This window comes from Leifsonia shinshuensis, from assembly GCF_022606355.1.
GTDB classification, from domain to species: Bacteria; Actinomycetota; Actinomycetes; order Actinomycetales; family Microbacteriaceae; genus Leifsonia; species Leifsonia shinshuensis_B.
In genome coordinates, this window is record NZ_JAHHZQ010000003.1 from 567,449 (window position 1) to 593,347 (window position 25,899).

A 25,899-nucleotide genomic window follows, 5' to 3' on the forward strand; every position below is an offset into this window, starting at 1 on the left:
GCGGCCATCCTAGGATGAGGGCATGAGCGCAGAAGGCGGCACCAGGGCGATCGTCGCGGCCTTCGCCGCCAACCTGGGCATCGCCCTCACGAAGTTCATCGCCTGGGCGTTCTCCGGCTCCTCCTCGATGCTCGCGGAGGGCGTGCACTCGGTCGCCGATTCCGGCAATCAGCTGCTCCTCCTGCTCGGCGGCCGCCAGGCCAAGAAGAAGGCCGACAAGGAGCACCCGTTCGGCTATGGCCGCGAGCGCTACGTCTACGCCTTCGTCGTCTCGATCATCCTGTTCTCCGTCGGCGGGGTGTTCTCGCTGTACGAGGGTGTGGAGAAACTCACGCACCCGCATCCTCTGGAGAACTGGTGGCTGCCGCTGCTGGTGCTGTTCATCGCGATCGGCCTGGAGTCGTTCTCGCTCCGCACCGCCGTCCATGAGTCCAACCCGCTCCGCAGGGGGATGTCGTGGCCGCAGTTCATCCGCCGAGCCAAGGCACCGGAGTTGCCGGTGGTGCTGCTGGAGGACGTCGCCGCTCTCACCGGCCTCGTGTTCGCCCTCCTCGGCGTCGGGCTCACCATCGTCACCGGCAACGGCGTCTGGGACGGCATCGGCACGGTCCTCATCGGCCTGCTGCTGGTCGCCGTCGCGATCATCCTCGGCATCGAGACCAAGAGCCTCCTGGTCGGCGAGGGAGCGTCCGACACCGACGTCGCGGCCATCGAGCGCGCCATCCTCGCCGGCGACGAGGCCGAGCGCATCATCCACATGCGCACGCTGTACCTCGGGCCCGACGAGTTGCTCGTCGGCGCCAAGCTCGCGCTCGCCGGCAGCCTCCCGCTCGCGGAGGTCGCGGCCTCGATCGACAGCATCGAGAGCCGCATCCGCGAAGCCGTGCCGGTCGCGCGCGTCATCTACATCGAGCCGGACGTCTGGGTCGACCCGAACGAGCAGCATCCCGCCACCGACACCATCGTCATCAAAGGACTCGAGTGACCCGCACCGCACTGATCCTGCAGCACGACCCCTCCATCCACCTCGGCAACATCGGGCCCGTCCTCACCGAGCACGGGTACGAGCTCCGCATCGTGGACGTCACGGCCGAGGACGTCGCCACGATCGACCCGACGGAGGCCGACCTCGTCGTCGTGCTCGGCGGCGAGATGGGCGCGTATCAGACCGAGCAGTTCCCGTTCCTCGCCGCGGAGCAGGCGCTGCTGCGCTCGCGGCTCGACGCCGAGCTGCCGACGCTCGGCGTCTGCCTCGGCGCACAGCTGATGGCGGGCGCCCTCGGCGAGCGCGTCTACAAGGGCGACACCACCCAGATCGGTTTCCGACGCGTGGAGCCGACGGAGGCCGGTGCGGCCTCCCCCATCCGCCACTTCGAGGGCGTGCCCGTGGTCGAGTGGCACGGCGACACCTTCGAGCTGCCCGAGCGGGCCACTCGGCTGGCGTCGTCGAGCGACTACTCCAACGAGGCGTTCGCGATCGGCGGCTTCGCGCTGGCGGTGCAGTTCCATCCCGAGGTCACCGACGAGATGCACGAGCAGTGGGTCGCCGACGGCACGAATCTTCAGGGAACTGGCGAACTCGACGAGCACGCGATCGACCCGGAGGCGCTGCGCGAAGACCGCGAGCTCTACTCCGCCCGGATGCAGGAGGCCTCCCGAGCCGCCTTCTCCGAGTGGCTGGAGTCCCTTCCCGCCTGACCCCATCCATCGCTTCCTCACTTCTTCCCGCGACACACCGGGAGCGGGCGGGAGAAAGTGAGGAAGCGATGGCTGGGGTCAGCGCTTGGCGCGGAAGAAGTCGAGCAGGAGGTCGGCGCAGTCTTCGGCGAGCACGCCGGGGTACACCGCGACCTGATGGTTGAGCCGGCGGTCGCGCAGAACGTCGTAGACCGACCCGCCTGCGCCCGCCTTCTCATCCCAGGCCCCGAACACGACCGTCGGCACCCGGGCGGCCAGCACCGCACCCGCGCACATCACGCACGGCTCCAGCGTCACGACCAGGGTGCAGCCCTCCAGGTGCCAGTCGTCGCGGGAGGCCGCCGCGGCGCGCAGCGCGAGGATCTCGGCGTGCGCGGTCGGATCGCGGTGCAGCTCGCGCTCGTTGCGTCCGGTGCCGATGACCTGCCCGTGCTCGTCGATCACGAGCGCCGCCACCGGCACGTCCCCGGTGTCGAAGGCGAGGCGCGCGTCGGCGATCGCACGGCGCATCCACTCCTCGAAGTCGACGGGGACGGGCAGGCTCACGGGTCCTCCTCTGACGGGTCCGTGCGATGGCGGGTTCGGCTAGCCTTGAGCCTATGCGAGTGCACGTAGCTGACCACCCCCTCATCACCCACAAGCTCTCCGTGCTCCGCAACAAGGACACCCCGTCGCCGGTGTTCCGGGCGCTGACCGAGGAGCTGGTCACGCTGCTCGCCTACGAGGCGACGAGGGCGGTGCGGGTCGAGCCGGTGCAGATCGAGACGCCCGTGACGACGACGACCGGCGTCACCCTGAGCCAGCCGCGACCGCTGGTCGTGCCGATCCTGCGCGCGGGGCTCGGGATGCTGGAGGGAATGGTCCGGCTGATGCCGACCGCCGAGGTCGGCTTCCTCGGGATGGCGCGCAACGAGGAGACGCTCGAGCCGACCACCTACGCCGAGCGGCTCCCGATGGACCTGTCCGACCGGCAGTGCTTCGTGCTCGACCCGATGCTGGCGACCGGAGGCTCGCTGGGCGCCGCGATCGACTTCCTGTTCAAGCGCAACGCCGTCGACGTGACAGCCATCTGCATCCTGGCGGCTCCGGAGGGCCTGGAGGCTCTCGAGAAGGCGACGCAGGGCCGCGATGTGACCATCGTTCTGGGCGCCCTCGACGAGCGCCTGAACGAGAACGGATACATTGTGCCGGGTCTCGGCGACGCCGGAGACCGTTTGTACGGCACGGTGTAGGGCCATCCAGAAGACCCGCAATATTCCGTAACGATTTGACACCGCGAGTCATGAGACGGTTTACTACTCGACATGACTGACAACTCGCGTACCCTGACCTCCTTCGAGGCCCTCGGGGATGCCGGCATGATGATGCCCGGCCGCGACTCGGTCATGTGTTGCCGAATGTGTCGCTAATCTGACGACCCTTTCGCCGAGCGGTCGCCCTCCGACGCAGACGAGCGTCGACGCCGGGCACAGCTCCCCGGGCGCGCCACACGAACGCACCCGTGCATCGGTCCCGTATCTGAATCGGGACAACGTCACACCGGAAACCCTGACCTCCGGCGCACCTCGACAGAGCTGCAGCCGCACCGGGGTCCGGACGCATCATCATCACTGAAGGACTTTCCTCTCATGTCTCTCGCCACTGTCGACTCCATCCGTCCCTCCGCCGCTCTCGCCGAGCAGGTCTCCGCTCCCGCCCCGCGCCTCCGCGCCGTCCCCGAGGGGACCGAGGCCCGCGGGTTCGTCCTCTACGTCGGCATCGACGAGCTGAAGGCCGCCGCCGCCGGCACGGACCTCGGCCGCATCGTGGAGGCGCTCAAGCAGCTGACCGCCGAGCTCGCGCCCGCCGCCGAGACCTACGCCGCCGTCGCTCTCGCCCCGGCCGGCGCCGGTGGCCGCGACGTCGACGTCGTGCGCCTCGCCCTGCAGGACCCGGCCGCGATCGCCAAGCACCGCCACACCGTCGTTCCCGACGAGGACGAGGATCGTGCCGCCTCCGGCGTGGTCGTGGACATCTCGCGCAAGCGCCTCATCCTCGACAACCAGACCGTCTCGCTCACCTACAAGGAGTTCGAGCTGCTGCAGTACCTCGTGCTGCGCGAGGGCCGCACCATCGAGCGCGCCGAGCTGATCTCGTCGCTGTGGTCGAACGCCGACGAGGACGAGATCCCGAACGAGCGCACCATCGACGTCCACGTGCGGCGGCTGCGCGCCAAGCTCGCGCGCTACGAGGACATCGTGCGCACGGTGCGCGGCGTCGGCTACCGGTTCGACCGCCACGCGGACGTCTCGATCCGCCACGCGAGCGCGCCCTCCCCCGACCTGTTCTGAGGAGAGCCGCCCGCTCTGAGGAGAGCCGCCCGCTCTGAGGGCGGACCGCCGCCTCAGCCGACCGGAAGGTGCGTCTCGCGGTAGGCCGCGAGCTCCTCGGGCGTTCCGAAGCAATAGAAGGTGCCCGTGGCGAGCGCGATGGTCGCGCCGCGCTCGAGCAGCCGGTTGTAGACCAGCGAGAGGTACGACTCGGGCGTCTCGGACGCCTGTGCGGAGGCCACCACGTCTTCGGCGGCCGACACGAAATCGCCGGCGCGACTGAAGAAGTAGACGCCCATCAGCGCGTTCTCCGAGATGGCGACCTTCTCGGCGGTGCGGACGACGCGGCCTTCTCGATCGGTCTCCGCGAAGCTGTACCGAGGATCCGTCGACCGGAACGAGAGCAGGACGCCGTCGGCGGCACCGGCCGCCGCATGCGCGATGGCGGACGCGTAGCCGTCGCTCTCGAAGGCGATGTCGCAGTCCATCACGAGCAGCGGACGCTCCGGGTCGAGGTGCGCGGCGAGGACGGTCTCCGCAGCGCCGCCGGTCGGAGCCGGCAGCTCCACCACGGTCAGCCCGGGAAGGGCCTCCACGAGTGCCGTTCCGAGGCCGTGGTCACGCTGGAGCTCAGCGCGGATCACCGCTGTGACCTCGCCCGTGACGCCGGCGCGTGCCAGCGACGAGAGGGCCTTGCGGAACATCGGCTGGCCGTCGACGTCGATGAGCGGCTTCGGGAGCAACTCCCCCACCGCCCGGAAGCGCTGGCCGAGCCCGGCCATCGGGAGGACGATCTGTAGTCCATCGGTCATGCGAGTCGGTCCCATTCGTAGTCGGTGGCGGGGGCGGCAGGTCCCCAGGGGTCGCGCCGGAAGCGCCAGCGCGCCAGGATCGACAGCCCGTCTGTGAAGACCCGGACGTTGCGCGCGTTGGAGACCTGGTCTTCCTCGCGCCAGGTGATCGGGTGGTAGCGGAAGTCCACCCCGCGCCCGATCAGATCGAGGATGAGCTCGTAGTTGAAGCTCAGCTTGTCGCCGAAGCGCAGGTACGTGCGCGGGTCGAGGTCGGCGAGGGCGAAGAGATTGAGGCCGGAACCGAGATCGGTCAGCGCACGCAGGGTGCCGATCGAGTAGATCCCGTTGAGCACCCGGTTGCCGAGGATCCGCTTGGCGTCGTAGCCGTGCAGGCGGGCGCCGCGCGCGAACCGTGATCCGAGGATCGTCTGCGGGCCGCCCACCGAGGCCAGAGCGATGAGCTCGTACGCCTCCTGGGCCCTCGCCTGGTCGTCGCCGTGCAGGATGACGACGTGGGTCGCGCCGGCCTCCCGCGCCTTGAGGAAGACCGTCTTGTGCGTGCCGCCGAGGTTCACGTTGCGGCGATTGCGGAACACGCGCAGATTGCTCCAGCCCGCAGCCTGCTGAACAGCGACTTCGGCTGTGCCGTCGGTGCTGCCGTTGTCGACGACCCAGACTTCGTGCACACCGCTGGCACGCTCGGGATCGAGCCCGGCGAGTACGCGCGGGAGCTGCGGGGCGCAGTTGTAGGCAGGGATGGCGATGATGGTCTTCACGGCTTCTCCGCTGGTCGGGAGTCGGCAGCCAGCGCCGCGGCGTCGTACTGCGCGTGGAACTGGTCGAGGAACTGGACGGAGCGCGCGAAGTACACGAGCGCCGTGTCGGGGTCGATGACGACGCGGTGGCTGAGCATGCGGCCGTAGAGCAGACCGACGTGGAAGGGGAGGCTGCGCAGCTCGCTGGGCGTCAGGCGTTCCGCGGCCAGCGCCTCGGTCCATTCGGACAGCTCCTGGTAGCCCGCGGAACGGTACGACTCGAAGTCGATCTCGGCGCGTCCCGCAGCGCGGTCGATGCGCACCTCGGGCCGCTGGTCGCTCTCGTTGAGGAACTCGTAGCCTCCCCAGAGCGACTGGAAATGCCGGGCGAAGTCGAGCACCGGGCCGCGGACCTGATTGTCGTCGGACGGGTCGATGATGAGAACCCGGCCGCTCTCCTGGTCGATGAGCAGGTTGTCGATCGTGAGGTCGCCGTGGATCGCGGTCGACTCGCGGTACGTCTCCAGATCGGACCACGCCCTCTCGTCCGCGGTGATGTCGGCGAGCAGACGATGCAGATTCGGGTACTCCCGGCCCCGGATCACGACGGTGTCGCAGTCGAGGACGGCGGCGAGCTGTTCGTGCCGGGCTGCGGCTTGACCGAGCCGATCCGTCAGGCGATCACGGACGTATGTGGCCAGGGCCTCCGGATGCCGCTCCTCCGGACGGAGGTCGTAGACGTGATCGAACATCACGTTCCACACGTGGAGCAGCGCACGCCGCGAGGCGTCGGCCGGCGCCGTGTGCACATACCGGAACATGGTCGCCATGCGCGGATCGAACTCGATGTCGAAGAAGTAGTACCCGGGACCGTCGGCCTCGCTCAGCGCGCGCACCATCGACGGCGTCTCGCTGTGCTTCTGCAGCCAGCGGTACTGCTGGGCCAGCTTCTCCCGATAGCGCTCGGGGACGACCTTGCGCACCCGGGTCTCGCCGTCGTCGCGGACGAGTGCGGTGACCGCATCCGACCCGCCCTTGAAGAAGCGCAGCACCTCGAGGTCGCTGGTCATCTCCAGCTTGTGCATGACCATGGCGAGGTCGTCTCTGCGCAGGAACGAGTCGACGAAGCTGGAGAGCTCGTGGTCTTTGCGCTGGCTCCTGTCGAGTCGGGCGATGGTCCCCGCCGAGGCGTCATCGTCGACGCGCCCGAAGAACGACCTGCTGAAGAGCCGGACCACGCCGTAGATCGCGGTGGGCAGATTCAGCACGGTCCAGATCACGAACGCGAGCGAGAGGACCCAGATCGGGTCGGTGAGCGCGCCGACCGCGGTGAGATGCAGTCCGAGCTCCACGGTGTAGTCGGAGAGGAACGGCAGACCGAAGAGCGTCTCGGGGAAGACGAACGGGGCGAACACCCCGGCGCCGACCGGGCGGACCGCGGCTGTCGTGAACACGCGCTCCAGGATGATGTAGACCGCCAGGAGGTACCCGCTCCACGACAGGACGAACGCGACGATGTACCGGATCACCTGGGACGGCGACCGGAGCAGCGCCTGGTAGCCATGGATGAGCGACCACGACGACATCCGGAGGCGAGCACGGGGTCCGTCGGCGAGCAGGCCGGTGAGGGCGAAGACCAGTCGCATGAGCACGCGGTTCTCGCGGACGAAGAGGACGAACGCCACGATGACCGCGATCACGAGCACGAGCATCGGCACGGCGGCGCCGAGCACGTCGAACGACAGTCCCGAGACGGTGCCGAACACGAGAAGGGCGCCCGCCACGACCGCGACGTCGAGCAGGCGCTCGATGGCGATGGCGGTCGCGGTGTAGAGCAGGCTGATCCTCAGGCGGCGGCTGAGCACTCCCGCCCTGGCGATCTCGCCCGCACGGAACGGCAACAGGATGTTGAACAGCACGCCGACCGCGAGGGCGTCCAGATGGTACCGGAGCTTGCCGGGGCGCGCCTGGTCCAGGACGGTCTTCGTACGGACCGCCCGTGCCACGTTGCCGAGGAGGACGAGGATCATCGCCACGCCGATCCAGAACAGGTCGAGCTGTGGAGGCCACGCGGCGAGGACGTCGATGATGTGCCCGGTGTTCGCCAGGCCGAACACGACGATCCCGACCACCGCCGTGACGAGGAGGCCGAGGCGGAGGCGGGAGCCCTTAGTTCTTCTCATCGCCGGACCAGTTGACGCGGATGACGGCCACGCCCGCGCGCTCTGCCGCCTCGATGCCGACATCGGAGTCCTCGAAGGTGACGCATTCCGCGGGGCGCAGGCCGACCGCTTCGACCGCGAGGCTGTAGGCCTCCGGTTCGGGCTTCGAACGCTCGATGTCGTCGCCGCACACGATGAACGAGAACAGTCGCTCGAGCCCGTGGTGGGCGATGACCGCGTCGACGCCGTCGCGCTTCGCGGTGGTGACGAGGGCGACGGGGACGCTCGATGCCCAGGTGCGCAGGAGCCGGACCAGCGGCTCGTTCAGCTCGGTCGTCCGCAGATAACCGGGATACCGACGCGCCTTCTCCGCTCGCACCTCGTCGATCTGCGCCCGGCTGAGTTCGGGCGCGACCAGCGGCAGGAAGTCACGGGAGTCGGCTCCCCACGTCGACAGGAACGTCTGCCAGGAGAAGTCGACGCCCACCGACGCGAGGGCGTCGCGGTACGCGCCGTAGTTCGCGCGCTTGGTCGAGACGAGGGTTCCGTCGAGGTCGGTGAAGACCGCGCGGACCGCTTGCTGCCCGGTGTCGAAACTCGTCATGAAATACGAGCGTAAAGTACTCAAATAGCTGATTGCCACGTATTCAGGTCTAAAGCATCACGCTTTTCACCCGTCATCCGTCACCCCGATGCGTCGCGCGATCGACGACGGCGAAGATGGTGCGAACGGCGACGAAGTTGAGGGTGAAGGACAGTGGCAACGAGATCAGCTTCGCCAGAAGCTCCGGAAGCGCCAGCGCGTCGACGCCCCACTGGATGAGCCAGGAGAAGAGCAGGATGGACACCGCATACCAACCGAAGAACGCGAGCAATCCGCCGACGGTGTGCCGACCGGGGAAGACCATCCCCCGACTGAGGGCGTAGACGGCGAGCACCGAGACGCCGGCGCTCATCAGATTCGCGACACCGGCCGGGACGCCGGCCATCACCAGGAGCACGAACCCGCCCACATCGATCACCACGCCGACGACCGTGGTCGACAGGAAGCGCACGAGCTGTCGGAGCAGCGGACCCATGCGCGATGTGAAATCTGAGATCAGCATGATCCATGTACAATACCGCAATGCGAATTCTGACGCGCCCCGTACTCTCGTCAGGGGTCCTCGCCCTCGTGATCGGCGTGCCACTCATCGTGCTGGCGTCGATCGTCGCATTCGATCCGCCGTTCGCGGCCGCCTTGCCGACAGACCTCGGCAGTCAGGACTTCTCGCCTTCTCCCGAATTCATCAGGATCGCCAGGGTCGTCATCTGGTTCGGCATCCGCGGGCTCTTCCTCCTGCTCCTCGCGGTGGCGATCTACTTCGCACGACCCTTCTTCGCGAAGGTTCGCAGCGGCGACCCGGTCTACCGCCGCTGGCTCGTGGTCGCCCTGGTGCTCGTCGGCGTCAACGCGATCGTGCTGCTGCTGATGTGGCCGGGGTTCTGGGTCTACGACGAGTTCTACGTGCTCACCGACGTCCAGGAGAACTGGCTGGGCACGTGGCAGCACATCTTCACGAGCGTCTATTTCGCGGTCGCCCTCAACCTCATCCCGACCCCGGTCGGAATCGTCATCGTCCAGTTCGTGTTCGGGTCCTTCGTCGCGGGGTACGTCGTGGCGCGGTCGTGGTCGCTCGTGCCGCGGGCACGGCTCGCCTATCTCCTCGTCATCCCGTTCCTGTTCTTCCCCGTCCTCCTGTTCAACCAGTACCCGATCCGGGTCACGATGATGGCCTACATCGAACTCGCCGTCCTCTTCCGGGTACTGGTCATCCATCTGCGTCGCGACCTGGTGACCGACCGCTACCGCGAGTTCTTCTTCCTCACGACGGCGATCACCGTGGCGGCGTTCTGGCGGTCGGAGGCGGCGTTCCTGCTCGTACTGATCCCCGTTCTGGCGATCTCGCTCCGGGTCTTCCGGCCACGGAAAGTCGGCGTCCCGGCACGCAAAGCGGTCGCCGCCCTCATCGCGACCGGGCTCGTGTTCACCGGGCTCGCCGGTGTCAGCGCCGCCACCACGAGCCCGCGGTACGCGGTCACGGCCGTGTACAACCCGCTCGCGGTGATGCTGCAGGGCGATCTCGGCGGACCGAACCTCGAGCGCAACCTGGCGGCGATCGACCGGGTCGTCGACCTCGACATCGTGAAACGCGACCCGAACATCTACAACATCCCGACCTTCTTCACCAAGAAGGTGCTCCGGGCCGACTATCGAGCCCACCTCACCGAGTTCGAGCTCGCCTACGCCTCCCTCGTCGCAGAGAACCCCGGAGCGTTCCTGCACGCGAGGATGCAGACGTTCCTGGCGACGAACGCCATCGGCCGTGTGCCCGTGGAGCGGACTCTGGGCGGGGACTTCCTCATCAGCGGTATGGCCCAGGGATACATCGACGAGTTCGAGGCGCGGAACCCTCTGGCCGTCCCGATCTCGGACGACGTCCGGCTGGCCACGGTCCGCGCGCTGCTCACGGTTTCGGACGATGCGGAGTTCACGTCGCTCACGCCGGTCGTCTGGAACGTCATCCCTGCGGTGCTCCTGGTGATCCTCTCGTTCGTCGTGGCGTTGATCCGGCGGCGCTGGATGTTCGCGACGGTCTTCGGGCTGCTGATCGCGCAGGCCGGGATCACCTTCGCGACCGCCCCCGCGAACTTCTTCATGTACTACTGGGCGATCTACCTCGCAGGGTGGGTGCTGGTCGGATTCTTCGCCATCGGTCTGGTGCGTGCACGAGCCCCGAGAGGAGGGGACGCGGCGGCGGACCTCACTCCCGCCGCCACGACCCCTGCCCCGTCACGCTGAGCGCTGGTACACGCGGAAGGCGCTGGTCGCGAGGGCCGCCATGATCACCGCGAGGGCGGCGAGGAGACCGGCGTGACCCCAGAGGGCGGCCCAGTCGGGATGCGCGCTGAGCGCCTCCCGGCCGACGATGACGGCCCACTCGAACGGGTTGTACGCTGCGACGTTCCGCACCCACTCCGGTGACAGCTTCGTGTTCATGATCGCCGAGCTGAGGAACATCAGCGGCAGCGTGATGAGCTGCGAGATACCGATCAGCGCGGTCTGATCACGGGCGAGCAGTGCCACGGCGTTCGAGAACGAGCAGAACACCGCGGTGAGCAGCACGACGCCGAGCAGGAGCAGCAGCATCCCGCCGAGGCCGCCGTCGAACCGCGCTCCCGCCCAGAACGCGATCCCCACGACGATGAGCGACTGCACGACGGCGAGGATCGACTGGTAGACCAGCGTCGAGACGATCATGGCTCCGCGATTGGTGGGCGAGGTGAGGAAGCGGTCCATCACCCCGCGATCCATGTCCTGGATGTAGACCGTTCCCGACCACGCGCTGCCGAACAGCGCGAGCATCATCACGATGCCCGGCGTCAAGTACTCCAGGTAGCTCTGCCCGACCCCGAAGCCGGGGATCTCTGTCACGGACTTGAAGAGCTGCCCGAAGAGCAGCAGCCAGATCACCGGCTGCACCAGGTTCATCACGAGGAACGCCGGCATCCGGATGGCCCAGCGGAGCTGGCGTCCGGTGAGCAGGGCGGTGTGGGTCGGGAACGTCGGGCCCACGCGGCGGTGGGTCGCTGTGGTCACGGTGCCGATGGCGGTCATGATGCGGTCTCCAGAACGTGCTCGGCGGACTCCTGGGCCCGCGTGAAGGTGCGGCCGGTGTGCCGCAGATAGACGTCGTCCAGGCTGGGCCGGGCGACCGTCGCGGAGGCGACGGTCACGGCCGCGGCCTCCAGCGAGGCGAGCGCTGCGGGAAGGGTGGCGGCGCCGTTGTCGGCACGCGCGCGCAGGGTCCGCCCGTCGCCGCCGACCTCGCGGAGGGCGTCGACGCGTTCGAGCGCGGTGAGCGCTGCGAACGGATCGGCGTCGGGCGCCAGCTCGACGATCACGGCGTCGCCGCGGAGACCGTTCTTCAGCTCCTCCGGTGTGCCTCCCACCACGATCCGGCCGTGGTCGACGATCGCCAGCCGGTCGGCCAGTCGGTCGGCCTCGTCCAGGTAGTGGGTGGTGAGCAGCACGGTGAGGTTCTCGGAGGCGGTCATCCGCTCGAGCTCCGCCCACAGTTCGGCGCGCGCCTCGGGGTCGAGGCCGGTGGTCGGCTCGTCGAGGAACAGCACCTGCGGGTGGTGCATGAGGCCGATGGCGACGTCGAGCTTGCGGGCCATGCCGCCCGAGTAGGTCTTGACCTGGCGCCGGGCGTGCTCGGCCAGGCCGAAGCGGTCGAGGAGCTCGGCCGCACGCGCCCGGGCGCCGCGCCCGCTCATCCCCTGGAGCCGCCCGGCGAGCACGAGGTTCTCGGCCCCCGTGTCGTTCGGGTCGGAGACGGGCTTCTGCGCGACGAAGCCGATGGCTCGGCGCACCCGGCCCGGGTTCCTGGTGACGTCGATCCCGGCGACGAACGCCGTGCCGGAGTCGGCTCTCGCCAGCGTGGACAGGATCTTCATCGTGGTGGACTTGCCCGCCCCGTTGGGGCCGAGCAGTCCGAAGACGGTGCCGGAGGCGACCTCGAAGCCGAGATCGTCGACGGCGCGGATGACCGGCTTGCCCCGGCCTCCGCTGTAGGACTTGACGAGGTGCTCGGCGACGAGCGCCGAGCCGTTCTGTGATGCCACGGGTGGCTTCCTTTCATCTCGGGCAGCCACCGCGCGGGCATATCATGGACATGCCCTCGGTGACTGTTGACGCAGGTTCCGTGAGGAACGATCGAAGGTGTGGATGGCCGGAGAGTTGCCGCTCTCCGGCCATCGTTCTGTGTATGTCGTTCGGGTGTGTCTCGTTCGGACGCCGGGCTATGTGCCCAGCAGCTCGGTCACCTCCTGCCCGAAGTCGCCCGCCGCGATCCCTTCCCGGATCTCGGCCATGTCGTATCCCTGGCCGAACAGCTCCCAGAGCCGCTCCCACCAGTCGATGCCGCCGAGCGAGCGGTCGCGGATGCGGGCGGCCAGGTCGGCGACGAACGCCCGCTCGGCCTCCATGATCGCGACGCGATACGAGGACTCGATCATGAAGAGCTCCGGGAGCGGGTAGGCGAGCGCCTGCTCGTGTGACCGACGCCGCTCGGCGAGGTCGGCGTCGAGCAGATCGCGCCGCCGCTCGAGGAGGTCGGCGGCGACCTGCGGAGCGAGCAGGGGCAGGAGCGAGAGCCCGGTCTCGATGGCCGGATACTCCTTGACGGGGAACGCGATCAGCTCGCGCATCCACTCGTCGGCTTCGGTGCGGCCGGCCTCGGTGATCTCATACACCACACGCTCCGGGCGGTTGCCCTCGCGCTCCGTCTGCGCGACCTGGATGAAGCCGTGCTTCTCGAGGGACTTGATGACGGCGTAGAGCGAGCCGAAGTTGAGTCGGATGCTGTCTTCTTTGCCGCGCTCGCGCATCGTGGTCGTCATCTCGTAGGGATACATCGGCTTCTCCCACAAGCACGCCAGGACGGCCAGTGCCAGCGGGTTCGACACCGCACGCTTCGCCATTGCTCACCTCCGAATACTTTGTTCAGAGTATTCGGTTTCGGGTAAGTTGTCCACCCTGCTCTGCGGATGCACGTGGTGTTCGCCGCGGTCAGGAAGGCGATCCGTCGATTCCGTCGATGAGCACACGGATCGCGAAGTCGCGCCGCGCCTGCTCGTTCGGGGTCGTCAAGAGGGCGGCGTGTTGCCGGATGCGGGGAAACCGCTCGGGGTCGGCATGCTCGTAGGCCGTTTGCACGTGCGCCCGTTCTCCCTCGCCCCGATTGCCGCTCGAGCGGACTGTTCGCTCGAGCGCGGACGAGGCAGCGAACTGCGCGATGAGATCCACAGCAAGCGCGGCACGGCCGGCCGGGACACCGCCTGCTTCCATGAGCGCGAGTTCGTGCTCGGCGAGTCGGAGTGCGCCAGGGAGCACGGGGATCGTGCCGAGCGCGACGGAACCGAGCCCCGGGTACTGCTCCAAGGTCGTGATCGTATTGACGATCGTGGCAGCGAGGGCCGCCCGCCAGCCATCCGCATCGTCGTCAGCGTCGATGAGCTGCACCTGCGCGTATGCGGCATCCAGCACGTGTTCGAGGAGCTCGTCTCGGCCTGCGAAGTAGGCATACAACGACGCCGGACCGGTTTCCACCTGCTCAGCAACCTGCCGAAGCGCCACCGCATCCACGCCATGCTGCTGGATGAGGCGCAGCGCTGCCGCCACGATCGACTCCGCCGTGAGGGGAGACTTCGCCCCACGACCACGCCGCACGGCCGCGGCTTCTCGACGTTCATGCACGCCCCGACACTACCACTTGACACGAACGGTGTTCGCAACGAATACTGTTCGCGAACGTTGTTCGTGAATAGAGGAGTGTGCAGTGTCGGTTCTCGTTGTTGGCGCAAGTGGTGCGATCGGTGGCGCAGTGGTCAGCGGACTGCTGGAGCGCGGTGAAGAGGTGCGCGCCTCGAGCCGCACGCCGGAAAAGCTGACGCTGCCCGGTCACGTGCAGGTGTTCGCGGCCGATCTGAACGACCCGACGTCGTTCGCTGCCGCCCTCGAGTCCGTGGACCGGGTGTTCCTCTACGCGGACCTCGCGGAGCCGGAAGCGCTGATTGCTGCGTTCGTTGCGGCCGGGGTGCGGCAGGTGGTGCTGCTGTCCTCGTCGTCGGTGACGTTCCCCGGTGCGGCTGAGGACTTCAACGGCTCCCGCTTCCTCCGCGCCGAACGGGCCATCGGAGAGTCCAGGATCGCCCACACCTTCCTCCGCCCGGGCGGATTCGCCAGTAACGCCGCCCGATGGAGTTGGAGTGTAAAAGGCCAAAGCGCCGTGCCGCTGCCCTACCCGGAAGCGGTTCAGGCACCCATCCACGAGCAGGACATCGCCGATGTCGCCGTGATCGCTCTCAGTGGTGACACCCTGACCGGGCTGGCGCCGGTTCTGACCGGTCCGGAGCGACTGACGCTCACGCAGCAGGTCGACACGATCGGTGCGGTGATCGGCCGCCCCGTGGCGGTGATCGAGCAGACCGAGGCGGAGTCCACCGCGATGCTCTCGCAGTACCTCCCCGAGGTGTGGGTGCGGCAGATCGTGAAGGACTGGCGTGAGGCCGTCGGCGCGACCCCGGCGATCTCGACCGAGTACGAACGCATCACCGGGAAGCCGTCTCGCTCTTTCCGCACCTGGGTCGAGGACAACGCGCACCTATTCCGCTGAACACCACCCTCCGACCGAGAACCGCACACGCGGCGATGTCGAGCTCGCTCATCACCCCGCAGACGCGTCCGTGGGCGCTTTGGGCCGGAGTGGGGAGTTTCCGTTCTGGGACTGCCACATTGCCACCAACCAGATCCTGTCCTCGATTGACTTCTTGCCTGACGGCATGACGGCGTCTATCGGTTGACCTTCCACGTGCGCGACACCACCAAGTGGGACACCTCGCCGTGACCTGCTGCACTCCCCTAGGTTGAAGCAAATGGAACTCGTACACGTCCTAGTCATCGCAGCAATCGTGATCATACTTTTCGCCGCACCAGTGACTGCAATCGTGCTGCTGGTCACGTTCATGATCCGGCGAGACCGAAACAAGGGGGACAAACAGAGCGCAGGAACTGAGCACTCGGCCTGAGGGTGAAATAGTGGCTCCGGCTAGCGCAAGCGGCCGGGGCCACTCTGATGCCCCCCTCAAGAACGGTGATCCAACGGCAACCTAGGCACCGGTTCGCGAAGCCCGCTCCGCGGCCCCTCTTCGACCGCCGTAGCAAGTTGTTACATTCGAGTCATGAGCCAGACGATGCCGATGCGAATGGACGGCGACCTGGTCGATGCCGCCAAGGCCGTCGGCGCCGTCTCCAGTCGAAGTGCGACCCAGCTCAGCCACTGGGCGCGCATCGGACGTGAGCTTGAGGCGTCCCCCGTGACCAGCCCCTGCACGTCATCCTGGTCCCGGTGGAGGTGAGCGTGAACCGCGTCGCGGAACGGGTCCGCGACGGCGGACACGGTGTACCCGAGCAGAAGATTCGCGACCGGTACGCCAGGCTCTGGGAACTCGTCGTCCGGGCGCGCACGATGGCCGATCGAACTGAGTTCTTCGACAACAGCAGCGCCCGGCACCCCTTCCGCCGCGTCGCCTCCTACGAGCATGGACTGCCTCTTGGCAGACCAGACTGGCCGGCTTGGGCGCCGGCAGTCTGACCGTCTGACACTGGCGCGTGGGCAAGGGCCGCTGCACCACCCGCGCGAATCGGGTGGGCCTCGTCGATGTTCGCCGATCCCCCGTGAACAACACGCCGCCAAGCCATCAACGCGAAGGAGACGAGCATGCCCCACGGCGCGCGGCCCGCAGACACCGATGGCTCGCGAAGAATGCTGCGGGCATCACCCGGGAGCTTCGCGGGGAACCTGTTCGGCGTCGCCTCCTGAGCCACGGATGCCCCACCCGTCCGGGGGCAGAACGACTCTGAACATCCGTTCGGCCGCGCATAGAGAATTCGCAGCAAAAATAACGACTTGATAACTAGCACCCGTTACCTCTTCGTTATATAGTTCAAGAGCAATGGTTGTTTGCTGTGGCAGCCATCGCGGAATGTGATTGCAGGACACTCTTGGTGCAAGGGAGAGGGCCGGCCGCTAGCCTCTGCGGCCGGCCCTCAATCTTTTGATCCGCGCCATCCTGCCTCCCTCTCGCTCGAGCCCGAATGCCGTGCTGGCACGGATGGCACTGTCGGCGCATGATGAGAAGATGCGAATGCATTGACTACTCGAACATTCGGAGGGGTGTCGTCATGAGCATCGGCACAGCAGCGGCGGAGCCGACCAAGCGGGTGAGGACGACCGCCGTCGCGGCCTGGGAGTCCCTGTTCCGTGCGCAGGTCGCCGTGATGAGAACGCTGGCCGCCGAGTTCCCCACCCGCGACATCTCGTTCAACGAGTACGACGTGCTCTTCAACCTGTCCCGGCAGCCCGATCGCTCGCTGCGACTGCGCGACCTCAACAAGGAGGTGCTGCTCACGCAGCCGAGCGTGAGCAGGCTGATCGACCGGCTCGTCGCACGCGGCCTGGTCGCCAAGTGCCCGGAGCCCAGCGATGCGCGCGGCACGGTCATCCGGTTGACCGACACGGGATTCGAGATGTTCCGCCGGGTCGCGGTCGACCACATGCGCTCGATCACCGAGCGGGTGGGCGATCGGCTCGACCCGCAGGAGCTCGAGACGCTGGCGGTGCTCTGCGACAAGCTGCGCGGCGGCGAGTAAGCGGATCGTTCCGCCCGGGCGGTTCCTCCACACTGGGAAACCTGAACGGTTTCTCCACATGCGGAGCGGTCCCTCGGGGAGGCGCAAGAGGGGCCGCGTATCATTGCGGCCATGACGGCAGAGCGACGCAGAAGATGGAAGTGGGCGCCTGCGCTGATCGGATTCGTGGCCCTGAGCGCGGTCGCCGGAGTCCTCGCCGCGGCAGCCGTCACACCCGCCGTGGCGCTCACCGGATCGGCCGCGGACTCGACCATCAGTGTCTTCGACGGACTCCCCGAGTACATCAAGGTGGAGCCGTTGGCCCAGGCGTCGACGATGTACGCGAACTACAACGGTCAGCAGGTGCCGATCGCCTCGTTCTACTCGCAGAATCGGGTGGAGGTCGGTTGGGACGCCATCTCCCAGAACCTCAAAGACGCCGCGATCGCCACGGAGGACCCGCGCTTCTATGAGCACGGCGGCGTCGACGTCACGGGCACTCTGCGCGGTGCGGTGCTGACCGCGCTGCACAAGTCGGTGCAGGGCGGCTCGTCCATCACCCAGCAGTACGTCAAGAACATCCTCGTGCAACGGTGCGAGAACAAGCAGCCCGACCCGACCGCGTCCGCCGCCGTACAGAAGAAGCAGTACGCGGCGTACCAGTCGTGCTACGACGACGCCACCAAGGTCGACCCCGTGCGCAAGCTCAAGGAGATGCGCTACGCCATCGGACTCGAGAAGGAGTACTCGAAGAACGACATCCTGCAGAGCTATCTGAACATCGCTCTGTTCGGCGGCCGGGTCTACGGTGTGCAATCGGCCGCGGAGTACTACTTCGGAGTCTCGGCGAAAGACATCAGCCTCCCGCAGGCCGCCACCCTCGTCGCCATCCTCAACAACCCCGACAACCTCAGGATCGACAAGCCGGAGAACAAGGACAACGGTGCGGCGAACGGATACGCCCAGACGCTGGCGCGCCGCAACTACGTGCTCGACCGGATGCTCATCAACGGCAAGATCACCAAAGAGGAGCACGACGCGGCCGTCGCCACCAAGGTGGAGCCCAAGATCACCGCGATGCAGAACGGCTGCATGACAGCTCAGCAGTACAACGCCGCGTTCTTCTGCGATTACGTCGAGCGCACGATCGAACAGGACCCGACCTTCGGAAAGACCGACGACGAACGGTCGAGCTTCCTGACCCGCGGCGGCCTGAAGATCTACACCACCCTCAATCTCGACCTCCAGCACCAGGCCCAGCTGGCGGTGTCGTCGTACATCCCGCCGACCAGCCCGAACCTCGATCTGGGCTCCTCCAACGTGTCCGTGGAGGTCGGCACCGGGCGCGTCGTCACGATGGTGCAGAACAGGCCGTACGACAACACGGCGACTCCCGCCCCGGGCAGCACGTCCGTGAACTACAACACCGACTACAAAGACGGCGGATCCGAGGGATTCCAGACCGGATCCTCCTACAAGGCCTTCGACCTGCTCGAATGGCTGAAAGAGGGGCATTCGCTCTACGAATCGGTGAACGGGACCCAGCACCTCTTCCCGCAGAGCGCGTTCCACGAGAGCGACCCCTGCAACGACATCGGCGGCGCGCCCTGGCCGGTCGCCAACGACGAAGGCGAGACGGTCACCTCGACCACCGTGATGAACGCGACCGCGGCCTCCATCAACTCGATCTTCGCGATGATGGCGACCAAGCTCGACCTCTGCGGCATCAAGGAGCGCGCACAGGATCTGCTGGTGCACGGCGCGGACGAGGAGACGAACCCGTTCCGGGCGAACCCGTCTTCTGTTCTCGGCACCAACTACATCGCACCGATCACCATGGCGACGGCCTATGCCGGCATCGCCAACAACGGCAAGGCCTGCAGCCCGGTGGCGATCGACAAGATCGTGAACGCCGACGGCACCGAGCACGCGGTGCCCAAGACGCAGTGCTCGACCACCCCGATCGATCCGGGAGTCGCCGCCGCCGCGATCTACGCCCTGCAGGGGGTGCTGCGCGGAGGCGGCACGGCGGCCTCGGCCAACCCCGGAGATGGCGTGCCGCTCTTCGGCAAGACGGGAACGACAGACAACTCGCTGGAGAACTGGCTGGTCACCTCCACCACGAAGGTCGCACAGGCCACCTGGGTGGGCAACGTCGCCGGCGAGGTCGCGCTCCGCAGCCAGACCTTCCAGGGCATCGGCGGCGGAAACGTGAAGTTCTCGATCGTCAAACGCATCCAGGCCGCACTCGACGCCGTCTACGGAGGATCGGCGTTCCCGGCGCCGCCGGCCAAGTACCTGTACTCGGCTCCCGCGCCGAAGCCGACCACGCCGGCCGTGCCGGGGCAGCCTGCCCCCGGCCCCGGTCAGGGCGGAAACAAGGGCGGAGGCAACCAGGGCCCGAACCCGCCGGGCAAGAAGCCCTGATCGACGCGACGCGGCGGCGACCCGCTCAGGCGGACGATCGCTTCGACGCCGCGCGCTCCGCGACCGCTTTGACCCCGCGCAGCATGGTCTCCCACGTCTGCTGGGAGTGCTGAGCGGCCTCCACCGTGGGGTTGTTGTCCTGATCCAGGGTGACGTGCGTTCCCGCAGGCGTCTCCTCCAGCTCGAAGTGGAGGGTGTGGTAGTTCTCCGGAACGTCCGGCTGGCCGCTCAGCGGGCTGAAGTGCGTGAGCACGATGCGCCAGGGCTCGTCACGGTCGTCGAGCTCGATCACTCGGCCGTGATCCTCGAACGCCCTGCCTTGCCACTCGCCGCGCCAGACGATGCGCGAACCCAGCTTCCACTCGGAGACGACCTCCGCTCCCATGAGGATCTCGGGGTTCGCACCGCTCGACGTGAGCACGGTCCAGACCGCTCGGCGCGGGGCTCTCACGTCCACCTCGGCCCTCGCGACGTAGTTGCCCATGGCGCCTCCCGGTCCGTCATCGCCACCAGTTCGCCGCCATCACACACCCGGCGGCGCGGGCAGCGCAACCCCGGAGCTCAGCCGAGCTCGAAGACCAGCGCCTCCCACGGCTCGAGCGCGCCGCTCACTCCGCGTGCGGGCGAATCCGGCAGGTTGCCCAGTGCGAAAGCGGCGTCGCGCCACGTGTCGAGCTCGGCGGTGTCGTAGCGCGCGACCTCCCCCGTCAGATTGGCGAGCACCAGCAGCTGCCGACCGCCGAGCGCCCGGCGGTAGCCGAAGATCTGGGGATGATCCGCCAGCACCGGCGTGAAGTCGCCATCGGCCACCACCGACGAGCGATGACGGAGGTCGATCAGGCGGCGATAGTGGGCGAACACGGAGTCCGGGTCGGCCACCTCCGCGGCCGCGTTGACGTGCACGTGGTCGGGGTTGGCGTCGATCCACGGCGTGCCCGTCGTGAAACCGGCAGCCGGAGCGTCCGACCACTGCATCGGCGTTCGGGCGTTGTCACGACTCGTCCGCCGCAGGGCCGCCAGCACGTCCGCGGCGTCCAGACCTTGGATGTCGACGGCCTCCGCGTAGTGGTTGAGCGTCTCGATGTCGCGGAAGTCGTCGATCGAATCGAACGGCACGTTCGCCATCCCGAGCTCCTCGCCCTGGTACACGTACGGCGTGCCGCGCATGAGGTGCAGCACCGTCCCGAGCGCCTTGGCGGAGGCGCCGCGGTGCTCCGGGCCGTCGTCGCCGAACCGGCTGACGACGCGGGGCTGGTCGTGGTTGTTCCAGTAGAGGCTGTTCCAGCCGACGTCGGCCAAGCCCTCCTGCCACATCGTCAGGTTGCGCTTGAGGTCGAGGACGCTCGCCGGCCGGTGATCCCACTTGCCCCCCGGCCCGTGGTCGAGGTCGACGTGCTCGAACTGGAAGACCATGTCGAGCTCCCCGCGGGCGGGGTCGGTGAACAGCCGCGCCTGCTCCACGGAGACGCCGGGCATCTCGCCGACGGTGAGCGTGCTGTCGGCGCGGCCCGCGAACACGCGCTCGTGCATCTCGTGCAGGAACTCGTGGATGCGCGGACCCTGGCCGAAGAACGGGTAGCCCTCGCCGAAGAGCTTGCCGGCCGGCACCTCGCCGTCAGGGAGCTCGACGACCTTGGAGATGAAGTTGATGACGTCCATCCGGAAGCCGTCGACCCCGCGGTCGAGCCACCAGTTCATCATGTCGTAGACGGCGTCGCGGACCTCCGGGTTCTCCCAGTTGAGGTCGGGCTGCTTGCGCGAGAAGAGGTGCAGGTAGTACTCGCCGGTGGCCGGATCGAGCTGCCAGGCCGGGCCGGAGAAGAACGACCCCCAGTTGTTCGGCTCGGCGCCGTGCTCGCCGGGCCGGTGGCCGTCGCGAGCCGGCCGCCACCAATACCAGTCGCGCTTGGGGTTGTCGAGCGAGGAGGCCGACTCGACGAACCACGGGTGCTCGTCGGAGGTGTGGTTCACCACGAGGTCCATCACGAGCTTGATGCCGCGCGCATGGAGGCCGGCGAGCAGCTCGTCGAAGTCGTCGAACGTGCCGAACAGAGGGTCGATGGCGCGGTAGTCGCTGATGTCGTAGCCGTTGTCGTCGTGCGGCGATGCGTAGATCGGCGAGAGCCAGACGACGTCGATGCCCAGCTCCTTCAGGTGGTCGAGGTGGTCGATGATGCCGCGGAGGTCACCGATGCCGTCGCCGTCGCTGTCCGCGAAGCTCCGCGGGTAGATCTGGTACACGACTGCGGACTTCCACCACGTCTCACTCACCCGCCCACCCTACTCGCGCCCGGAAACCGCACCGACACCTCGACGCCCTCAGCCGCCGAGCAGTACGCGCGCGCCCGTGCGGGCGGACTCGCGCGCCGCCAGACACACGCGCAGTGCCGACACCGCGGCTGCGACGGGCGCCCGCGCCGGCTGCTCGCCGCGGTCGACGCAGTCGAGGAAATAGCGGGCCTGCGCCGCGAACGGGTCCCCCGCACCGCCGTCGAGCGCACCACCGCCGAGCGCACCGCCGCCGAGCGCACCGCCGCCGAGCGCGCCGCCGCCGAGCGCATCGACGCCGTGGTCGCCCACGACCTCCAGCGTCGACGAGAAGGGCGTCTCGGCCGGGAGGTCGGCCACGGCGAGGAGCTGTGCCACCCCTCCTGAGGCGAACTCCACGGTGACGACGGCCGGCGCGCCGAAGTCGCCCGACCGGGCGCGGACCGCGGTGACGGCGATCGGGGTGCCGAGGTGGGCGCACGCCTGGTCGACGTCATGGATGGCGAAGTCGACGAGCATCCCGCCGGAGCGCTGCTCGTCGGCCAGCCAGTCCGCCCAGTCCGGCGCTGCCGAGATCCGGGATGCGCGCACCGCTCGCGGGATCCCGACCGAGCCGGCGGCCACGCGCTCGGCGAGCGCGGCGTAGTCGGCGAAGAAGCGGACGACGTGGGCGACCATGAGGGTCCCGGAGGCGCGTGCGGCGTGCTCGGCCAGCGCTTCCGCGTCCGACGCGGTGAGGGCGATCGGCTTCTCGAGCAGCACGTGCTTCCCCGCGTCGAGCGCCTGAGTCGCGAGTTCGGCGTGACTCTCGGTGGGGGTGCAGATGGAGACGATGTCGCACTCGGGATCGGCGAGCGCCTCGGCGAGCCCGGTGGCCCAGCGGGCGTCCGGCGCTGCCGGCAGGTCGGGGCGTCGTCGCGGTGAGACCGCCCAGCGCACGGGGACTCCGGCCTCCACCCAGGCCGCCGCGTGGGCGCGTCCCATCTTTCCGGCGCCGACGACGACTGCTGCGTGCCGCGGGATTGCCACGGTCATCGCACTGCGAGGTCGACGTGCGCCGGGTCGAAGAGGGCGTCGAGAACGAGCCGGCCGGCACCGCGGATGCCGGCGCCCTGTTTGGCGACGCTCACCGCGATGTCGAGCTGGTCGGTGATCATCGGGAGGCAGTCGGAGTAGATGGCGGAGCGCACGCCGGCGACGAAGGCCTCCGCTTCGCCCAGGATGCCGCCGAGCACGAGCCGCTGCGGATTGAAGAAGTTCATGATGGTCGCCAGCACGCCGCCGGTGCGGAGGCCCGCCTCCCTCAGCATGAGCGTGGCGAGCGGGTGGGCGTCGCGTGCGAGAGCCAGGACGTCACGGGTGTCGCCGACGTCCACGCCGTCGCGCCGGAGGGCCTGGACGATCGCCGCGCCTCCTGCGACCGCGTCGAGGCAGCCGACCCGGCCGCACGAGCAGAGCACGTCCGGCGCACCCGGCACCGTGACGTGGCTGATGTCGCCGGCCATGCCGTGGTGCCCGCGGTAGAGACCGCCGAAGGCGACGATGCCGCAGCCGATGCTCGACCCGGCTTTGACGAAGACCATTTGGCCGCCCGTCGAGCCGGTGGCATCGTACTCACCCAGCGCCATGAGATTGGCGTCGTTGTCGACCGCGACCGTCAGACCGGTGAGGGCGTGCAGTTCGGCCGCCACGTCCACCCCGTTCCACCCCGGCATCCGTGACGGCGACACCATGCGGCCCGTCGCCGAGTCCACGGGGCCGGGGAGACCGATCCCGAAGCCCCGCAGGCTCTGCCCCGGCGCGGCGTGCTCGGTCTGAAGGTCGCGCGCAGTGTCGACGATCCAGGCGAGCACCCGAGCGGGCCCTGCGCCGATGTCCGTGGCGTCCGTGCGCGACGCGAGCAGACGACCGGAGAGGTCGAAGAGGCCGAACGTGGCGTGGTGGGAGCCCAGATCGGCGGCGACCACCACGCCGGAGCTGGGATCGACCTCGAGAGCGCGCGGGCGTCGTCCGCCGTGCGACACTCCCTCCCCCGCCTCGCGGAGGAAGCCGGCGCCGAGCAGCGCGTCGACCCGCTGGGTGACGGTGGACGGCGACAGCCCGGTCTGACGGGCGATATCGGCCCGCGAGGCCGCCCTCCCGGAGCGGACCAGGTGGAGGATGCCGCCCGGAGTCGCCGAGGTGCTCCCCGGTGCCGCGGTGTGCGTGCCGCTCATTCTCAGCGCATCCCCTCGTGTGGCACGCCATCGTCGCGTGCTGTTCTTCGTTGAGAATACTGTAGCGACTTTCTTCGATTTCGGATCAACCAAATCCGAAATTGCAAGAACATGCATTACTTAGTACGCTCATCGCATCCCGACCGACGACGATACGAGGAACCCGATGGAAACACCGCACACCCGGCCCATGGTGAGCCTGCGCGGCGTCGACAAGCACTTCGGCGACCTGCACGTCCTCCGTTCCATCGACCTGGAGGTCGCCGCACGCGAAGTCGTCGTGGTGGTCGGACCGTCGGGGTCGGGCAAGTCGACACTCTGCCGCTCGATCAACCGGCTCGAGACCATCGACGGCGGCGAGATCCGCGTCGACGGCGAGCTCCTGCCGCAGGAGGGCGCCGACCTGGCCCGCCTCCGCGCGGAGGTCGGCATGGTCTTCCAGTCGTTCAACCTCTTCGCCCACCGCACGGTCCTCGACAATGTGGCGCTCGCCCCGGTCAAGGTGCGCAAGGTCAAGAAGGCGGACGCCGAGCGTCAGGCACTCGAGCTGCTCGACCGCGTCGGCATCGCCGACAAGGCGGGAAGTCACCCGGCCCAGCTCTCCGGAGGACAGCAGCAGCGCGCGGCCATCGCCCGCGCCCTCGCGATGCAGCCGAAGGTGATGCTCTTCGACGAACCCACGAGCGCCCTCGACCCCGAGATGGTCGGCGAAGTCCTCGACGTCATGACCTCCCTCGCCAAGGACGGCATGACCATGATCGTGGTCACCCACGAGATGGGCTTCGCCCGCCGCGCCGCCGACCGGGTCGTCTTCATGGACCGCGGCCAGATCGTCGAGCAGGCGACGCCCGCCGAATTCTTCGACTCGCCCCGCACCGAGCGGGCGCGGTCGTTCCTGGCCTCCGTGCTGTCGCACTGACGACACCGGCACCGGAGGCCTCGCTCCACCCGTTCCACAGCACCGAACCCGTCCGCAATCAGAAAGGGATGCACATGACCCGCAGCTCGAACCGCCGCAGGACCGCCATCGCCGGCGCCCTGCTCGCGGCCGTGACGCTCGCCGTCACCGCCTGTTCCTCCGGCACCACCGCCCTCCCCGGCGACGGCGCCAGCTCGACCGCCGGCACCGACACGGTCTTCTCCGGAGCCCCGGTCGCCAAGGCCGACTTGATCCTCTCCGGATCGACCATGGAGAAGATCAAGAAGCGCGGCAAGCTCATCGTCGCGGAGGCGCTCGACGCCCCGCTGCTCTCGCAGCAGGACCCGACCGACCCGAGCAAGGTCACCGGTTTCGACGCCGACCTGGCCAAGCTGCTCGCGATCTACATCCTCGGCAAGCCGAACGTGGAGATCGTCCCGCCGGCGTCGGAGACCCGCGAGGCCATGCTGCAGAACGGCACGGTGGATGTCGTCTTCAACACCTACACGATCACCGAGCAGCGCGCGACCCAGGTCGACTTCGCCGGCCCGTATTTCGAGTCCGGTCTGTCGGTCGCCGTCAAGAGCGACAACACGGCCATCAAGAGCTACAAGGACCTCGACGGCAAGAACGTGATCGTCGGCGCCAACACGCCGGCCGTCACCGAAGTGCCCAAGATCGCCCCGAAGGCGACCGTCACCGCGTTCGGCACCGACCCGGCCGCCGTGCAGGCGCTCATCCAGGGCCGCGGTGACGCCTACGTGCAGGACTACACTCTGCTCGCCAGCGATGCCGCCAGCGAGAAGCAGATCAAGGTGGTGGGCCAGCCGTTCACCAAGGAGCCGTACGGCATCGGCCTGAAGCACGGCGACAGCGACTTCAAGACGTTCGTCAACACCTGGCTGAAGACCATCCAGAAGGGCGGTCAGTGGGGCCAGGCGTGGAAGACCACGCTCGGCACGGTGACCGACTCGGCCATCCCGACCCCGCCGGAGATCGGCTCGGTCCCGGGTTCCTGATCCGGAACCCTCCCGAGTTCCCCGGCATCCGCGGCGCGTGCGTCCGCCGATCGCCGGGGAACCCCTCGGGCGGGGTCGGTCTCCGACCCCGCCCGGC

Annotated in this window: 26 protein-coding genes; 12 read left to right on the plus strand and 14 right to left on the minus strand. The window is 68.2% G+C overall.

The window, feature by feature from the left end:
- Positions 1-22: 22 nt before the first annotated feature.
- Positions 23-985: a cation diffusion facilitator family transporter gene (locus KNO15_RS14155; RefSeq protein WP_241704393.1), complete on the plus strand. Its 963-nt coding sequence runs from the start codon at positions 23-25 to the stop codon at positions 983-985.
- Complete coding sequence (locus KNO15_RS14160; protein WP_241704394.1) at positions 982-1,698, plus strand: glutamine amidotransferase-related protein; 717 nt, start codon at positions 982-984, stop codon at positions 1,696-1,698. The genes KNO15_RS14155 and KNO15_RS14160 overlap by 4 nt, the downstream gene beginning before the upstream one ends.
- Positions 1,699-1,776: 78 nt before the next feature.
- On the opposite strand, the gene tadA is transcribed toward KNO15_RS14160, so the two are convergent.
- Positions 1,777-2,244: a tRNA adenosine(34) deaminase TadA gene (gene tadA / locus KNO15_RS14165; protein ID WP_241704395.1), complete on the minus strand. Its 468-nt coding sequence runs from the start codon at positions 2,242-2,244 to the stop codon at positions 1,777-1,779.
- Positions 2,245-2,297: 53 nt separating this feature from the next.
- Between tadA and upp the strand changes: the two genes are divergently transcribed.
- On the plus strand, positions 2,298-2,930 hold the full coding sequence (gene upp, locus KNO15_RS14170) for a uracil phosphoribosyltransferase (RefSeq protein WP_241704397.1): 633 nt from the start codon (positions 2,298-2,300) through the stop codon (positions 2,928-2,930).
- Between the two features lie 396 nt (positions 2,931-3,326).
- Entirely contained in the window at positions 3,327-4,028 is a 702-nt protein-coding gene (locus KNO15_RS14175) for a winged helix-turn-helix domain-containing protein (RefSeq protein WP_241704398.1), read from the plus strand.
- Between the two features lie 53 nt (positions 4,029-4,081).
- On the opposite strand, the gene KNO15_RS14180 is transcribed toward KNO15_RS14175, so the two are convergent.
- The 5 genes from KNO15_RS14180 to KNO15_RS14200 all read right to left on the minus strand — a co-directional run bounded on the left by KNO15_RS14180 (position 4,082) and on the right by KNO15_RS14200 (position 8,824).
- Complete coding sequence (locus KNO15_RS14180; protein ID WP_241704400.1) at positions 4,082-4,819, minus strand: glycosyltransferase family 2 protein; 738 nt, start codon at positions 4,817-4,819, stop codon at positions 4,082-4,084.
- The gene (locus tag KNO15_RS14185) at positions 4,816-5,577 is read right to left on the minus strand and encodes a glycosyltransferase family 2 protein (RefSeq protein WP_241704401.1); all 762 of its coding nucleotides are present in this window, start codon (positions 5,575-5,577) and stop codon (positions 4,816-4,818) included. Before KNO15_RS14185 ends, KNO15_RS14180 begins: the two co-directional genes overlap by 4 nt.
- Positions 5,574-7,739: a lysylphosphatidylglycerol synthase transmembrane domain-containing protein gene (locus tag KNO15_RS14190; RefSeq protein ID WP_241704402.1), complete on the minus strand. Its 2,166-nt coding sequence runs from the start codon at positions 7,737-7,739 to the stop codon at positions 5,574-5,576. Before KNO15_RS14190 ends, KNO15_RS14185 begins: the two co-directional genes overlap by 4 nt.
- A complete protein-coding gene (locus KNO15_RS14195; protein ID WP_241704404.1) occupies positions 7,726-8,322 on the minus strand; it encodes an HAD family hydrolase in 597 nt (198 codons plus the stop codon). Before KNO15_RS14195 ends, KNO15_RS14190 begins: the two co-directional genes overlap by 14 nt.
- Before the next feature lie 73 nt (positions 8,323-8,395).
- Positions 8,396-8,824: a GtrA family protein gene (locus KNO15_RS14200; RefSeq protein ID WP_241704406.1), complete on the minus strand. Its 429-nt coding sequence runs from the start codon at positions 8,822-8,824 to the stop codon at positions 8,396-8,398.
- 20 nt (positions 8,825-8,844) lie between these two features.
- Here KNO15_RS14200 and KNO15_RS14205 point away from each other — a divergent pair, with 20 nt between their 5' ends.
- Entirely contained in the window at positions 8,845-10,560 is a 1,716-nt protein-coding gene (locus KNO15_RS14205; RefSeq protein ID WP_241704408.1) for a hypothetical protein, read from the plus strand.
- On the opposite strand, the gene KNO15_RS14210 is transcribed toward KNO15_RS14205, so the two are convergent.
- The 4 genes from KNO15_RS14210 to KNO15_RS14225 all read right to left on the minus strand — a co-directional run bounded on the left by KNO15_RS14210 (position 10,552) and on the right by KNO15_RS14225 (position 13,944).
- A complete protein-coding gene (locus KNO15_RS14210) occupies positions 10,552-11,376 on the minus strand; it encodes an ABC transporter permease (protein ID WP_241704409.1) in 825 nt (274 codons plus the stop codon). The two genes, KNO15_RS14205 and KNO15_RS14210, sit on opposite strands and share 9 nt — an antisense overlap.
- Entirely contained in the window at positions 11,373-12,386 is a 1,014-nt protein-coding gene (locus KNO15_RS14215; protein ID WP_241704411.1) for an ABC transporter ATP-binding protein, read from the minus strand. The genes KNO15_RS14210 and KNO15_RS14215 overlap by 4 nt, the downstream gene beginning before the upstream one ends.
- 177 nt (positions 12,387-12,563) lie before the next feature.
- A complete protein-coding gene (locus KNO15_RS14220) occupies positions 12,564-13,244 on the minus strand; it encodes a PadR family transcriptional regulator (protein ID WP_241704413.1) in 681 nt (226 codons plus the stop codon).
- Positions 13,245-13,332: 88 nt separating this feature from the next.
- On the minus strand, positions 13,333-13,944 hold the full coding sequence (locus tag KNO15_RS14225) for a TetR/AcrR family transcriptional regulator (protein WP_241704415.1): 612 nt from the start codon (positions 13,942-13,944) through the stop codon (positions 13,333-13,335).
- Positions 13,945-14,101: 157 nt separating this feature from the next.
- Here KNO15_RS14225 and KNO15_RS14230 point away from each other — a divergent pair, with 157 nt between their 5' ends.
- From KNO15_RS14230 to KNO15_RS14250, 5 genes are all read left to right on the plus strand, one after another.
- The gene (locus KNO15_RS14230; protein ID WP_241704417.1) at positions 14,102-14,938 is read left to right on the plus strand and encodes an SDR family oxidoreductase; all 837 of its coding nucleotides are present in this window, start codon (positions 14,102-14,104) and stop codon (positions 14,936-14,938) included.
- Positions 14,939-15,503: 565 nt separating this feature from the next.
- Positions 15,504-15,680, plus strand: a complete 177-nt coding sequence (locus KNO15_RS14235; RefSeq protein WP_241704419.1) for a ParD-like family protein — start codon at positions 15,504-15,506, stop codon at positions 15,678-15,680.
- A 2-nt stretch (positions 15,681-15,682) separates the two neighbouring features.
- Positions 15,683-15,916, plus strand: coding sequence for a hypothetical protein (locus tag KNO15_RS14240; protein WP_241704420.1), 234 nt, complete (start codon positions 15,683-15,685; stop codon positions 15,914-15,916).
- 590 nt (positions 15,917-16,506) lie between these two features.
- Positions 16,507-16,974, plus strand: a complete 468-nt coding sequence (locus KNO15_RS14245) for a MarR family winged helix-turn-helix transcriptional regulator (RefSeq protein ID WP_241704422.1) — start codon at positions 16,507-16,509, stop codon at positions 16,972-16,974.
- A 111-nt stretch (positions 16,975-17,085) separates the two neighbouring features.
- The gene (locus tag KNO15_RS14250) at positions 17,086-19,380 is read left to right on the plus strand and encodes a transglycosylase domain-containing protein (protein WP_241704423.1); all 2,295 of its coding nucleotides are present in this window, start codon (positions 17,086-17,088) and stop codon (positions 19,378-19,380) included.
- A 25-nt stretch (positions 19,381-19,405) separates the two neighbouring features.
- Here KNO15_RS14250 and KNO15_RS14255 read toward each other — a convergent pair whose 3' ends face one another.
- The 4 genes from KNO15_RS14255 to KNO15_RS14270 all read right to left on the minus strand — a co-directional run bounded on the left by KNO15_RS14255 (position 19,406) and on the right by KNO15_RS14270 (position 23,864).
- Positions 19,406-19,864, minus strand: a complete 459-nt coding sequence (locus KNO15_RS14255; RefSeq protein WP_241704424.1) for an SRPBCC family protein — start codon at positions 19,862-19,864, stop codon at positions 19,406-19,408.
- A 77-nt stretch (positions 19,865-19,941) separates the two neighbouring features.
- A complete protein-coding gene (locus KNO15_RS14260; RefSeq protein ID WP_241704426.1) occupies positions 19,942-21,651 on the minus strand; it encodes an alpha-glucosidase in 1,710 nt (569 codons plus the stop codon).
- A 48-nt stretch (positions 21,652-21,699) separates the two neighbouring features.
- A complete protein-coding gene (locus tag KNO15_RS14265) occupies positions 21,700-22,683 on the minus strand; it encodes a Gfo/Idh/MocA family protein (RefSeq protein ID WP_241704428.1) in 984 nt (327 codons plus the stop codon).
- Entirely contained in the window at positions 22,680-23,864 is a 1,185-nt protein-coding gene (locus KNO15_RS14270) for an ROK family transcriptional regulator (protein ID WP_241704429.1), read from the minus strand. The genes KNO15_RS14265 and KNO15_RS14270 overlap by 4 nt, the downstream gene beginning before the upstream one ends.
- Positions 23,865-24,030: 166 nt before the next feature.
- Between KNO15_RS14270 and KNO15_RS14275 the strand changes: the two genes are divergently transcribed.
- Entirely contained in the window at positions 24,031-24,783 is a 753-nt protein-coding gene (locus KNO15_RS14275; RefSeq protein ID WP_278046539.1) for an amino acid ABC transporter ATP-binding protein, read from the plus strand.
- Positions 24,784-24,857: 74 nt separating this feature from the next.
- Complete coding sequence (locus tag KNO15_RS14280) at positions 24,858-25,802, plus strand: glutamate ABC transporter substrate-binding protein (protein ID WP_241704431.1); 945 nt, start codon at positions 24,858-24,860, stop codon at positions 25,800-25,802.
- Positions 25,803-25,899 lie beyond the last annotated feature (97 nt).